This is a genomic window from Paracidovorax sp. (assembly GCF_057642795.1).
The window spans coordinates 70,504-84,217 of the sequence record NZ_JBXYZY010000034.1; the positions used below are offsets into that span (position 1 = coordinate 70,504).

At 66.7% G+C, this 13,714-nt stretch carries 7 protein-coding genes; 5 read left to right on the forward strand and 2 right to left on the reverse strand.

Annotated elements, in window-relative coordinates:
• Positions 1-33: 33 nt before the first annotated feature.
• On the reverse strand, positions 34-4,137 hold the full coding sequence (locus tag AC3A84_RS13160) for a response regulator (protein WP_487970169.1): 4,104 nt from the start codon (positions 4,135-4,137) through the stop codon (positions 34-36).
• A 335-nt stretch (positions 4,138-4,472) separates the two neighbouring features.
• On the opposite strand from AC3A84_RS13160, the gene AC3A84_RS13165 reads away from it, so the two are divergent.
• Positions 4,473-5,567 (forward strand): mechanosensitive ion channel family protein, encoded by a 1,095-nt coding sequence (locus AC3A84_RS13165; RefSeq protein WP_487970580.1) that lies wholly within the window; start codon positions 4,473-4,475, stop codon positions 5,565-5,567.
• Between the two features lie 42 nt (positions 5,568-5,609).
• On the opposite strand, the gene AC3A84_RS13170 is transcribed toward AC3A84_RS13165, so the two are convergent.
• Positions 5,610-6,290, reverse strand: a complete 681-nt coding sequence (locus tag AC3A84_RS13170) for an EAL domain-containing protein (protein WP_487970171.1) — start codon at positions 6,288-6,290, stop codon at positions 5,610-5,612.
• Positions 6,291-6,503: 213 nt separating this feature from the next.
• Between AC3A84_RS13170 and dnaG the strand changes: the two genes are divergently transcribed.
• The 4 genes from dnaG to AC3A84_RS13190 all read left to right on the forward strand — a co-directional run bounded on the left by dnaG (position 6,504) and on the right by AC3A84_RS13190 (position 13,689).
• The gene (dnaG, locus tag AC3A84_RS13175) at positions 6,504-8,501 is read left to right on the forward strand and encodes a DNA primase (protein ID WP_487970582.1); all 1,998 of its coding nucleotides are present in this window, start codon (positions 6,504-6,506) and stop codon (positions 8,499-8,501) included.
• 333 nt (positions 8,502-8,834) lie between these two features.
• Positions 8,835-11,216, forward strand: a complete 2,382-nt coding sequence (rpoD, locus tag AC3A84_RS13180; RefSeq protein ID WP_487970173.1) for an RNA polymerase sigma factor RpoD — start codon at positions 8,835-8,837, stop codon at positions 11,214-11,216.
• A gap of 375 nt (positions 11,217-11,591) precedes the next feature.
• A complete protein-coding gene (locus AC3A84_RS13185; protein WP_487970174.1) occupies positions 11,592-12,932 on the forward strand; it encodes an MFS transporter in 1,341 nt (446 codons plus the stop codon).
• Between the two features lie 46 nt (positions 12,933-12,978).
• Positions 12,979-13,689: an alpha/beta fold hydrolase gene (locus AC3A84_RS13190; RefSeq protein WP_487970175.1), complete on the forward strand. Its 711-nt coding sequence runs from the start codon at positions 12,979-12,981 to the stop codon at positions 13,687-13,689.
• Positions 13,690-13,714: the final 25 nt, after the last annotated feature.

Here is a 13,714-nt window from a genome sequence, read left to right on the forward strand (position 1 = left end):
TCTGGATGGGTGGGGGCACGGCCGGGTTCCTGCTCAGAGCGGACCCAGGCGGTCGAGCAATGCCAGTGCCTGCTCGAATTCGAAATCGCGGGTGACTCGCTCAAGGGTATCGAACTCGTCGCCCAGGCGCGCCTGCAGGACGGCCCGATGCCGCTGCAGGCAGTCCAGCGCGGCAGGGTCGTCGCGGCGCAGCAGCGCGGCCAGCGCACCTGCCGCCTGGTCTGGTGGCAAGGCATCCGGGCCCGGCGGCACGGCGGCCTCGTTCAGCGCTCGCGTGGCATCGATCCACTCTTGCAGGCCACGCAGCAACACGGACAGCGACAGCGCCATGGCGTCGCGCAGCGGCTCACGCAGCATGGCCGATTCGCCCGCGCGCAGGGACTGCTCCAGCGCCAGTGCCTGCTCCGCCAACCCGGCGGCGCCGATGTTGCCGGCCACCGAGCGCAGGGTGTGCATCAGCCGCTCCGCGCGCTGGGCATCACCCGTCTGCTCGGCCTCTTCCAGCGCCCGGTCGATGCCGCGCTGGCCTTGCACGAATCGGCGCAGCATGTCGGCGTAGAGCGCCGGTTTGCCGAGCGCCCGCTGCAGGCCGAGGGACACGTCGAGCCCCGCAATGCCGCGCGGCAGCACCACCGCAGGCAGGCGCGGCACCGCGGGCCCTGCCACAGCGGCGGCCGCCGCCAGCGTTGCCGTGCTGTCTGCGCCCTCCGGTCCCTGCGAAAGGCCCATGCCGGGAGCGTGCGGCTCCGCATGGGGGCGTATCCAGCGTGCCAGGGCCGCCCAGAGCACCGCTGGCTCGATCGGCTTGGCCACGTGGTCATTCATGCCGGCGGCAAAGCAGCGCTCGCGATCCGCAGCCATGGCGTTGGCCGTCATGGCGATGATGGGCAGCGCAGCATGCCGGGGATCGGCACGCAACTGGCGGGTGGCTGTCTCGCCATCCATCACGGGCATCTGCATGTCCATGAGCACGGCGGCGTAAGCCTGGCGGCCGATGCATTCCAGCGCCACCTGCCCGTTCCCCGCCACGTCCACCTGCAGGCCGGCGTCTCGCAGCAGTTCGAGCGCCACCAGCTGGTTGAGTTCGTTGTCTTCCACCAGCAGCACCCGGGCACCGCGCAGCGACGCGGGCAGCTCATCGGGCTGCGGCGTCTGCAGCATCGGCGCGTGGCTGGGCAGCCAGCCGTGCTCCAGCGGCTGCATCAGCGTGTCATAGAGCAGTGACGCGCTGACCGGTTTGACCAGCACGGATTCGATTCCCTCCTTCTGCGCGGAACGGATCAATTCCTCGCGTCCGTAGGCGGTCACCATCAGCAGTTGCGGCACCTGGTCCAGCCCCAGAGAACGGATGCGGCGTGCCAGCTCGAGCCCATCCATGACAGGCATCTGCCAGTCCAGCAACAGCAGCCCGAAACCGTTTCCGTCGGCCTGCGCCTGCGTCAGCGTTTGCAGCGCCTGCTCCCCGGAATGCACCTGCGTGGCCTCGAAGCCCATGGTCTCCAGCATGTCGGCCAGCACGGCGGCGGCGGTCTCGTTGTCGTCCACCACGAGCACCCGCTGCGCGCGCAGGCCCGCTGCCGGCAGCTGGACCGGCTGGCGGGGCTGCATGCCGCGCTCCAACGGCACCGTGCCCCAAAACGACGAGCCCTTGCCCGGCGTGCTTTCCGCAGCTGCCTCACCGTCCATCAGTTCCGCCAGGCTCTTGCAGATGGCCAAGCCCAGCCCCGTTCCGCCGTAGCGGCGGGTGGTGGACACATCGGCCTGCTGGAAACTCTTGAACAGGCGCGCCATCTGCTCAGGGGCCACACCGATACCGGTATCACGCACCTCGAAGCGCAGCAGCACGCGTGGGCCCGAGGACTCGACCAGGCGCACCAGCACGTGAATCTCGCCGCGCTCGGTGAACTTGACAGCGTTGTTGGCGAAGTTGATCAGGATCTGCCCCAGCCGCAGGGCGTCGCCAACGAGGTGCTGCGGTACGTCGGATGCCACGTCCAGCACCAGCTCCAACCCCTTGGCGGCGGCCTTGTAGCCCACCACGTCGGCCACCCCACCGAGCATGCGGTCCAGAACGAAGGGCTGACGCTCGACCTGCAGCTTGCCCGCCTCGATCTTGGAAAAGTCGAGAATGTCGTTGATCACGCCCAGCAGATGCTGGCCGGCCTGCTGGATCTTGGAGACATATCCCATCTGCCGAGCGCTCAGGCCGGACTTGAGCGCCAGATGCGACATGCCGATGATCGCGTTCATGGGCGTGCGGATCTCATGGCTCATGTTGGCGAGGAAATTGGACTTCAGCGTCGCGGTTTCTTCCGCCAGTTCCTTGGCATGGCGCAATTCGATCTCCGCCTCCATGCGTTCGGAGATATCCACCAGGGTGCCGATGGTGCCGCCCGGCGAACCATCCGGCCGGTCGATTGCATGCAGCCAGAACAGGCTGCGATGCAGCTTGCCGTCGGCATGGCGCACATCCCGTTCCATGTGCAGCCACTTGCTGCCGGCCACCATTTCCTCCTCGTAGCGCTTGAGCAGCACGCGCTCCTCCTGCGGCAAATACGGCACATCCAGGACGGTCTTGCCGACAAGGTCCTCGCGCTGGATACCGAACGCCTCCTCGTAGGCGCGGTTGAACCCCATGAAGCGGCCCTTTTCGTCCTTGTAGAAGATCGGCACGGGAATGGCTTCGATCAACGCCTGCTGGAAGGCGAGCTGGGAAGCGATCCGCGTCTGCAGGTCGCGCCGCTCGGTAACGTCCTCATGCAGTCCCACGATGGCGATGCGCTGCCCTTGCTCGTCAAACACCGGCAACAACGTGGCCTCGTCGTGAAACAGAGCGCCGTCCTTGCGGCGGTTGATGAAGTGGCCCTGCCATGAACGCCCGGCGGTGAGCTGGGCCCACATGTCCTTGAAGGTCTCGGTCGGCGTCTGGCCGCTGGCGACGATCGAGGGCTTCTTGCCGCGTACCTCCGAGCGCCGGTAGCCCGTCTTGCGCTCGTACTCTGCATTGACCCATTCGATGCGGCCCTCGGCATCGGTGATGGTGACCGCCACGGGACTACTCTCAAGAGCAGCCCCCAACACGCGGAACCGCTCGCGCGCCGCCCGCATGCGCCGCCGGTTGCCCACCATGTCCAGCACCATCGTCCCCAGCACGAGCAGGCCGAAGAACGCCGCGCCCCCGACCCAGAGCCGCTCGTCCAGCGGCATCAGAGCGCTTACATCGTCCAGCATGACCAGCTGCCAGGGCCCCTCGGGATCGTTCCAGTCAATGTTGCGCCTTGCGATGGCGTACGGCACGTCGTTGATGAGCGTCTGCCGGGCATCGGCGGTGAATGGCAGTTCGGAGCCGCCGCCCTTGTCAAACCGGTCGCCGAACTGCCGTAGCGCCCGCACCTGGTCGATGCGCTGCTGCGTGAGGGGCGAGGTCATGGCGTAAAGCCAGCGCGGATCGGAGGAGGCGAACACCACCCCCTGAGGGGACATCAGCAAGACGGGGTAGCCCAAGCGATCAAAGGTGCTCTCAAAGGACTCGAAGGCGGCCTTGAACAGCACCACACCGATGATCGCGCTCGCACTGGACTCCTTTTCATAGAGCGGCGCTGCGTAATACAGGCCACGCTCGCCCGATGTGACCCCCACAGCGGCATAGACCGACACGGCCCCTTTGATGGCCTGCTGGAAGTAAGGCCGGAAAGACAGGTTCATGCCCACGGAGGACGGCCCGGCCGTGTCATGGGCCACCACGGTGCCGTCGGCCGAGAGCACATAGAGGCCACTGCCCAAAAACCGCTCACGCACCAGTGCCAGCCGCGACTGGGCGCGCGCCTGATCCGCCATGGGCTGCCCTCGGGCAAGGGCCTTCAAGTCGGGCTCGGCCAACCCCAGCAGCACGACGGCGCCCAGAATGGGGCCGCTGCTCGTGCGGTTGGTCAGCGCGTCTGCGGCTCTCTGGAGAGTCTCCGCGCTATCGTGCGCACGCTCGGCGATGCGCATCTTCAGCACCGCCTCGACCAGCAGCGCTGCACCAGCCAGTGCCACCAGCACCACCAACAGCGCCCCCTGCCATCTCCGCCACGGACGATCGAACCCACGGCCCAGGAGCGCTCCCGATGCGCCATCGACACGGCTCTTGCTCACGCCGCCCCTCCGAAGACGCCGCAGCGAGACCGGGAAGGGGAGGCATCGCAATGGCGGAATGAAGGCATCACTTTGAACGCAAGGGTACGGCAGGCCAAGGGGCTCACAACCAGGGGGGGACCGGGAAGCGAAAACGCAGCATCTCCTCAGAGTATGTCAAAACGTTACCCATGTGGGCCTATTTTTTGCCGCCCCTTGACAACACCCTGAGAATTGAAGCCAGCGTCCGACACGTTCACCCCAGCTTTGCGGCTAGCGTTGCCAACCTAACGCTCCATGTGCGCTTCATGTCCGTCATAGGCTCCGTCGGCCTGCGCGGCTCCTCTCTTCGCTCCATGCTCGAATCCCTGCAGCTTTCCCCCTGGCTCGCCACCGCCATCGCAGCCCTGATGGCCGCCTCTTTCGCCGCGCTCGGCCATCGCGTCGCCGCCATGGTGGCCCTGCGCGCCACGCGCCCCACGCCACTGCTCAACGCCGTCGTGCGGGCCTGCGTGCCGGTGATGCGGGTGCTGCTGCCCCTGATCGCGCTGCAGCTGGTGTGGCATGCGGCCAGCGACGAACAGCGCTACATCGCGGGCGTGCGCCATTTCAACGGCCTGCTGGTGATCGCCTGCGGAACCTGGCTGGCGATGCGCGCCATCCGCGGACTGGCGGCGGGCATCATCGCCCGGCACCCCGCCGACGTGGAAGACAACCTGCAGGCGCGGCGCATCGCCACGCAGGCGCGCGTGCTGGCGCGCACCGCCATGACGGGGATCTTCATGGCGGGGCTGGCGATGATGCTGATGACCTTTCCAGGCGCCCGCCAGGTGGGCGCCAGCCTGCTGGCATCGGCCGGCGTCGTGGGCTTGGTGGCCGGCATCGCGGCACGGCCGGTGTTCAGCAACCTCATTGCCGGCCTGCAGATCGCGCTGGCCCAGCCCATCCGCATTGACGACGTGCTGATCATCGAAGGCGAGTGGGGCCGCGTGGAGGAAATCACCGGCACCTATGTGGTTCTCCGGATCTGGGACGAGAGGCGGCTCATCATCCCGCTGCAGTGGTTCATCGAGCATCCCTTCCAGAACTGGACGCGCACCAGCTCCGAAATCCTGGGCACCGTGTTACTCTACACCGACTACCGCATGCCGCTGGAGCCCCTGCGCGCCGAGCTCGACCGCGTTCTCGCCACCGCGCCCGAATGGGACCAACGCGTGAAGGTGCTGCAGTTGACCGATGTGACCGAGCGCACCATCCAGATCCGCGTGCTGGTCTCAGCGCGCTCTTCAGGCCTGGCCTTCGACCTGCGCTGCCGTGTGCGCGAGGCGCTCATCACCTTCATCCAGCGCGAATACCCCGATTGCCTGCCTCAGGTGCGGGTACCTGTCGAAAGCGCCGCAGCGAATGCGGCACGGGAGCCGGCGCAGACCGCCGCCTCGCAGCTGCCCTGACACTGCCACCGCACCCGCACGACAGCACGGGCGGCGGGCGCCTCAGGGCCAGCTGACCTGCGGAAGCGCCTCGATCTCGGGTCGGGCGAACAGGTAGCCCTGGAAGATATTCACGCCCTGAGCCTGCAGCCATTGCAGCTCCGCCACGGTCTCCACGCCCTCGGCCAGCGCCTCGATGTCCAGTGCAAGGCACACGCCCAGAATGGCTTTCACGATCACCTGACGCACGGGGTCGGCGTCGACGCCCCGCACAAGTCCCATGTCGATCTTGATCTGGTCGGGCTGGAAATCGGCCAGCAGGCCGAGTCCGGCATAACCGGCCCCGAAGTCGTCAATGGCCGTGCGAAAGCCCCTGCGCTGGTAGGACTGCAGGATGCGCTTCAGGTGGGCCTTGTCCACCACATTCTCTTGCTCGGCCACCTCGAAGGCGATCCGCTCGATCGGAAAGCCACAGCGCTCTGCCGCCATCAGCGTCGCGCGGATGCAGGTCTCAGGCTGATAGACCGCGTTGGGCAGGAAGAGGATGTGCAGCATGCCCTCCAGCCCCAGACGGCTGGCCAGCTCCACCGCCTTGACGCGGCAGAGCTGGTCGAAGGCATAGCGGTTGTCCTGCGTCACGCGCTGCAGCACGCTGTAGGCGCCACTGCCGTCGGTGCCGCGCACCAGGGCCTCATAGGCCACCACCTTGCGTTCGCGCAGGTTCACGATGGGCTGGAACGCCATCGTGAAGGTGAAGTCCAGCGCAGCCGCATCACGACACAGGCCGCAGGGTGACGGGGTGGAACGGGCCGCGGCCCCAAACTCGGGCCGAAGAGGTAGGACGAGCGACATGTGCCAAAGGGTAACAAGACGCGTCGATTGTTTTTGAAGGACAAGACCTCGACCGAAGCGAGCGTGCGCATCGGCTCGATCCCCGCCATCAGCGAAAATGCGCGGGTGTCCATTCCCCAGTCTTTCATCCAAGAGCTGCTCTCGCGCGTCGATGTGGTCGATGTCGTGGGCCGGTACGTGCCGCTCAAGAAGGCGGGGGCGAATTTCATGGGCCTGTGCCCCTTTCACGGCGAGAAGTCGCCTTCGTTCAGCGTCAGCCCATCCAAGCAGTTCTTCCACTGCTTCGGCTGCGGGAAAAACGGCAATGCCATCGGCTTCCTGATGGACCACGCCGGCATGGGCTTCGTGGAAGCCGTCCACGACCTCGCCCAGCAGACCGGCCTTCAAGTGCCCGATGACCACGTCTCCCCGCAGGAGCGCGAGCGCGCCGCCGCACAGCGGCAGAAGCAGGCGACGCTGACCGACGTGCTGGAGAAAGCCGGCGAATCCTGGCGCCGCCACCTGCGCGATTCGCCCCGGGCGATCGCCTATTTCAAGGGCCGAGGCGTGTCCGGGGCCGTGGCCAAGCGCTACGGCCTGGGCTATGCCCCCGAAGGCTGGCGGGGCCTGGCCAGCGTGTTCGCGCAATACGACGACCCGCTGCTGGAAGAAAGCGGGCTGGTCATCGTCAACGAGGAAGACGGCGGCAAGCGTTACGACCGCTTCCGCGACCGCGTGATGTTCCCCATCCGCAACGTCAAGGGCGAGTGCATCGGCTATGGCGGCCGGGTGCTGGGAGACGAAAAGCCCAAGTACCTCAACTCACCCGAAACGCCCGTGTTCCACAAGGGGCGCGAGCTCTACGGCCTTTACGAAGCCCGCACCGCGATCCGCGAGCACGGCTTCGCCCTGGTTACCGAAGGCTACATGGACGTGGTGGCGCTGGCCCAGCTGGGGTTCCCCAATGCCGTCGCCACTTTGGGCACGGCCTGCACGGCCGAGCACGTCCACAAGTTGTTCCGCTTCACCGACATGGTGGTGTTCAGCTTCGACGGCGACGCAGCCGGCCGCCGCGCCGCACGCAAGGCGCTGGACGGAGCCCTGCCCTATGCCAGCGATACGCGCAGCGTGAAATTCCTTTTTCTGCCGGCGGAGCACGATCCCGACAGCTTCATCCGCGAATACGGCACCGACGCCTTCGCGCGCCATGTGGGCGACGCCATGCCGCTGAGCCGCTTCCTGGTCGAATCCGCACGCGAGGGCTGCGACCTGGGTACGGCCGAAGGCCGCGCCCACATGCTGAGCAACGCCCGACCGCTGTGGTCCGCGCTGCCCGATGGCGCACTGAAACGCCAGCTGCTCTCGGAGCTGGGCGAGCTGGGGCAGCTGAACGCCAAGGACCTGGCCGAGCTCTGGCAGCAGACCGGCGCGCAGGATGCGTCACGCGGGGGCGCTAGCGGCGGCGCGGCACGGCCGGCGCAGGAAGAGTACGCCCCCTATGCCGACGAGCCGCCGTGGGGCCAAGGGTCCGCCGCCGATGGCGGTTGGCATCCGGGAGCCGAAGCTGGCGCAACGAGCTACCCGCGCAAACCCTTTAACAAGGGTGGCGACTGGAAGAAAGGCGACTGGAAAAGCCGCTGGAAGAAAGACGACCGCCCGGCCCAGCCGCCGCTGCCGCGCACCCCGCTCGCCAGCCGCGCGGACCACGCGGCGCGGCTGCTGCTCTCGCACATGGAGTTCATGGAAGAGCTGTCGCACGAAGACCATGCGACGCTCTGCGCCCAACCGGCGCCCCACGGCCCGCTCTTCACCTGGCTGGAAGGCCAACTGCACGAGCACGGCCCTCAGCCCTGGGCCCTGCTGCTCGAAAGCCTGCGCGGCCACGCCTGCGCCGCCACGGCCGAACGCGTGATGACAGGCTCGCACGCCCAGACCGAAGGCGACACGGCCGAACTGCGCGGCGAACTGCGTGGCCTGCTCGACCGCATGCTCATCGAAGACTTCATGCGGCAACAAAAGGAACTGGTCACGCGCATCACCCGCGAGCCGGACGCCCTGGCGCGCTACCAGGCGCTGGAGCTGCGCATCAAGGAACTGCGCGGCATCCCCCTGCGTGCCGCCTGACGCGCCTAGCGGACCTGCAGCTTTCATGCAACCCTTGAAATCGGCCGTGCCGGTATAATGTAGGGTTCACCGGCAAGAGCGACAGCAATACCTCCGGCCCCGGGGCAACCGTGACGAACGCGCACAACCGCCCCACCTGCCGCAAGGACTGCACACCAAATGTTCGCCCAGACATCTTGCCACCGAGAACCTTGAGCCCTCTTCACTGCCCTGAAGAGACTCATGGCGTTCTCCAGCCGCGCGGGCAGCGAGCCCGCGCCGTGCCACCCGCGCCGGGAAATAGTGGCGCTTGCGTTTTCTTTGTGTGTCCGTCTTTGATCCTTGAGGTTGTCCATGCCCGTTCAAAAGTCCGCGAAGTCGCCCAAGTCCGCCGCAGCACCCGCCGCCAAGGCCGTTTCAAAATCCGCTGCGCCAGCCTCCGCGAAAGCCGTGGCCGCTCCGTCCGCCGCCGGTGCCGCAGCCAACAAGACCAAGACCGTACCTGTGAAAAGTTCTGCCGAGCTCATCAAAGCTGCCGATGAATTGCTGAAGAAAAAGCCCGCCCGCGCCAAGGCGGCTCCTGCCGCCGCCGCAGGCGACGACGAGGCCGCGCCCAAGAAGCGCCCGGGCCGACCAGCCAAGGCCGCCGGCACTGCCGCCGCAGCCAAGACGCCGGCCAAGCGTGGCCGCAAGCCCAAGGCAGCAGCCGACTCCGACGTCGCGGACGATGCTGACCTGTCCGACATCGAAGCGGACCTCGAAGGCGAGGTCGAGGCCGAACCCGAAGCGGCCGCAGCCGCCCCGGCCGAGAAGGTCAAGCCGCTGCGCATGAAGATCAGCAAGGCGAAGGAACGCGCGCTGATGAAGGAATTCGGCCTGGACGAAACCGTCCTGTCCGAAGAAGACCTGGCCAAGCGCCGCTCGCGCCTGAAAACCCTGATCACGCTGGGCAAGACGCGCGGCTATCTCACGCAGGTCGAAATCTCCGATCACTTGCCCGACAAGCTGGTCGATGCCGAGACCATGGAAGTCGTGGTCACCATGCTCAACGACATGGGCGTGGCCGTGTACGAGCAGACGCCCGATGCCGAAACGCTGTTCCAGAACAACGTGACGCCTACGGCCGCTACCGTCGAGGAAGCGGAGGAAGAGGCCGAAGCCGCGCTCTCCACCGTGGACAGCGAATTCGGCCGCACCACCGACCCCGTCCGCATGTACATGCGCGAAATGGGCACGGTGGAGTTGCTGACCCGCGAAGGCGAAATCGAGATCGCCAAGCGCATCGAAGGCGGCCTGCAGGCCATGATGGAAGCCATCAGCGCCTCGCCCGCCACCATCGCCGAGATCCTGGCCATGGGCGAGGAGATCCGTGAGGGCAAGGTCGTGATCTCCACCATCGTGGACGGCTTCTCCAACCCCAACGAAGCCGACGACTACGTGGCCGAAGAAGACTTCGACGAATTCGACGAAGAGGACGACGACGACGGCAAGGGCGGCTCCAAGGCGCTGACCAAGAAGCTGGAAGAACTCAAGCGCGAGGCGCTCTCGCGCTTCGACACCATGCGCGAGCTGTTCGAGAAGGTCCACAAGATCTACGACAAGGAAGGCTACGGTACGCCCGCCTACATGAAGGCCCAGCAGGCCCTGTCGGCCGAGCTGATGACCATCCGCTTCACCGCCAAGACCATCGAGAAGCTGTGCGACATGGTGCGCGGCCAGGTGGACGACGTGCGCAAGAAGGAACGCGAGCTGCGCCGCATCATCGTGGACAAGTGCGGCATGCCCCAGGACGTCTTCATCAAGGAATTCCCGCCCAACCTGCTGAATCTGAAGTGGGTCGAGAAGCAGGCCGCCGCCGGCAAGCCCTGGAGCACCGTGCTGCAGCGCAACATCCCGCCCGTGCAGGAATTGCAGCAACGCCTGATGGACCTGCAGTCGCGCGTGGTGGTGCCGCTGACCGAGCTCAAGAGCATCAACAAGCGCATGAACGAGGGCGAATCGTCCTCGCGCGATGCCAAGAAGGAAATGATCGAGGCCAACCTGCGCCTCGTGATCTCCATCGCGAAGAAGTACACCAACCGCGGCCTGCAGTTCCTGGATCTGATCCAGGAAGGCAACATCGGCCTCATGAAGGCGGTGGACAAGTTCGAATACCGCCGCGGTTACAAGTTCTCGACCTACGCAACGTGGTGGATCCGCCAGGCCATCACCCGTTCGATCGCTGACCAGGCGCGGACCATCCGCATCCCGGTCCACATGATCGAGACCATCAACAAGATGAACCGCATCTCGCGCCAGCATCTGCAGGAATTCGGCTTCGAGCCGGACGCCTCCATCCTGGCCGCGAAGATGGAAATTCCCGAGGACAAGATCCGCAAGATCATGAAGATCGCCAAAGAGCCGATCTCCATGGAAACGCCGATCGGCGACGACGACGACAGCCACCTGGGCGATTTCATCGAGGACGGTGCCAACACCGCCCCGATCGATGCCGCCATGCAGGCCGGCCTGCGCGACGTGGTGAAAGACATCCTGGACGGCCTCACGCCGCGCGAAGCCAAGGTGCTGCGCATGCGCTTCGGCATCGAGATGTCCACCGACCACACGCTGGAAGAAGTGGGCAAGCAGTTCGACGTGACCCGCGAACGCATCCGCCAGATCGAAGCCAAGGCGCTGCGCAAGCTCAAGCACCCCAGCCGCAGCGACAAGCTGCGCAGCTTCATCGACTCGCTCTGATCGGTCGACCCAGCCTCAAGGCAGGCCCCGCCTGCCTGAGCGCACCCCAAGCCCCGAGCCCACCGGCCGGGGCTTTTTTCATGCCCGGCCCGATTGGCCTCCCCAGTGACATCCAGTCATATCCGCAACCCCACCCCATCAGCAAAACGCATCGCTGGGACGCCCATCGGCATTGGTGCGGCAGGGGCATCCCCGCAATACTGCGCTTGGCGGTGCTGAGCGGGCCCTGGTGCACGCGCCCCCTGCACAGCCGAGCCACAAAAAAGCCGACAAGAGCCCCACAACGACCCGGCACGGCCGACAGACGCACCGCACAGAAGCGACCTGCAGATGCGGCACCGGGCACAGAGACAACCTGATCCGACAAGGACTTGTATGACAGACATCCGAAAGAATCTGGATGAAGGCGCGATGACGTCCTTCCAGTGGCTGGCCATCGCCATCTGCATCATGCTCATCATGCTGGACGGCTTCGACGTGCTGGTCATGGCCTTCACGGCCTCCTCCGTCGCGGCGGAATGGAAGCTCGGTGGAGCGCAGCTGGGCGTGCTGTTCAGCGCGGGGCTCATCGGCATGGCCATCGGCTCGCTGCTGATCGCGCCGCTGGCCGACCGGTATGGCCGCCAGCCCGTCATCCTGCTGTGCCTTGCCATCGTGTCGCTGGGCATGCTGCTGTCAGCCGCCGCGCGCAACCACGCTGAACTGGCGGCGCTGCGGGGCATCACAGGACTGGGCATCGGCGGCATGCTGGCCAGCGTGGGGGTGATCACGGCGGAGTATTCGTCCAGCAAGTGGCGCAACACGGCCATCGCGCTGCAAGCCACGGGCTACCCGATCGGCGCCACCCTGGGCGGGCTCATGGCCGCCTGGCTGCTGGGCCACCACGGCTGGCGCTCGGTCTTCGTGTTCGGCGGGGTGACCACGGCGCTGATGGTGCCCATCGTGCTGTGGCGTCTGCCCGAGTCCGTGGACTTCCTCGTCACCCGCCGCCCGGCTGGCGCGCTGGACAAACTCAACAGCCTGATGGCACTCATGGGCCGCCCCGCCCTGCAGCAGTTGCCGGCGACCGCACGCGGCAGCCACGCCGCGCAAAGCGGCAACACGGTGGCGGCGCTGTTTCGCAACGGCCTGGCCCGCCCCACGCTGATGCTGTGGATCGGCTTCTTCCTGCTGATGTTCAACGTCTATTTCTCGTTGAGCTGGACGCCCAAACTGCTGGTGCAGGCGGGCCTCTCCGCACAGCAGGGCGTGACCGGCGGCGTGCTGCTGAACCTGGGGGGCATCGCGGGCGGCAGCCTTTTCGGCCTGCTGGCACTCAAGGCCCAGCTACGGCATCTGGCCATCGGCAGCCTGCTGCTCAACGCGCTCTTCACCGCACTGTTTGGCATGGCCTCGGCCAGCCTGGGCTGGGCCTTCGCCGCGGCCGTCGGCATGGGCGTCTTCCTGTTCGCCTGCATGGCGGGGCTCTATGGACTGGTGCCTTCCACCTATCCGGCTGAAGTCCGCGCCACTGGCATGGGCTGGGCCATCGGCATCGGCCGCCTGGGTGCCATCCTCGCGCCGACCATGGCCGGCCTGCTGCTGGATGGTGGCTGGCAACCTGCATCGCTCTACTACGTGTTCGCCCTGCCGCTCATCGCCGCCGCGCTGGCGGTGATGGCTGCCGGCGCCAGCCGTAGCCAGCCGCAGCGTGGGCAGGTCGCAGGCGCGCACTGATGACCAACGCCACACTCCCTGCCTGACCGAATCTGGAGAACCCCGCATGAGTTCCCCCTGCCTGGTACTGCTGCCCGGCCTGCTATGCGACGAAGCCGTCTGGCACGAGCAGGCCAGGGCCCTCGATTTCGCCGACTGCATCGTGCCCTCGTATGGCGACTGTTCGAGCATCGAAGCCATGGCCCGCCGGGTGCTGGACGGCATTGCTGCGCCCCGCTTCGCGCTTGCAGGCCACTCCATGGGCGGCCGCGTGGCGCTGGCGATCGCCAGCATGGCGCCGGAACGCATCGAGCGCCTGGCCCTGCTCGATACCGGCATGGAGCCTATCGCGCCGGGTGAGGCCGGCATCGCCGAACGCGACAAGCGCATGGCGCTGCTGCAGATCGCGCGCGAGCACGGCATGCGTGCCATGGGCACACAGTGGGCGCGGGGCATGGTCCACCCGTCACGACTGGACACGCCACTCTTCGCCGAAGTGCTGGACATGGTGGCACGCTTCACGCCCGACCTGTTCGCCGCGCAGATCGATGCCCTGCTGAACCGCCCCGACGCCAGCCCTGTGCTGCAGAGCCTGCAGTGCCCCACCCTGCTGGCCTGCGGCCGGCAGGACAGCTGGAGCCCCCTGTCCCGCCATGAACGCATGCAGGCGCTATGCCCCGGCTCGGAGCTGGTGGTGATCGAAGACAGCGGCCACATGAGCACCATGGAGCAGCCCGGGCAGGTCAGCCGCGCCCTGGCCACGTGGATGCAGCGCTGACGGCCTGCGCTGCGCATAGCCAGCG

What these genes read in the sequence shown, in the direction of transcription:
- AC3A84_RS13165 (WP_487970580.1), top strand. Translation starts at nt 4,473, where the DNA reads ATGCTCGAATCCCTGCAGCTTTCCCCCTGGCTCGCCACCGCCATCGCA.
- AC3A84_RS13170 (WP_487970171.1), bottom strand. Translation starts at nt 6,290, where the DNA reads ATGGCGTTCCAGCCCATCGTGAACCTGCGCGAACGCAAGGTGGTGGCC.
- rpoD (WP_487970173.1), top strand. Translation starts at nt 8,835, where the DNA reads ATGCCCGTTCAAAAGTCCGCGAAGTCGCCCAAGTCCGCCGCAGCACCC.
- AC3A84_RS13185 (WP_487970174.1), top strand. Translation starts at nt 11,592, where the DNA reads ATGACAGACATCCGAAAGAATCTGGATGAAGGCGCGATGACGTCCTTC.
- AC3A84_RS13190 (WP_487970175.1), top strand. Translation starts at nt 12,979, where the DNA reads ATGAGTTCCCCCTGCCTGGTACTGCTGCCCGGCCTGCTATGCGACGAA.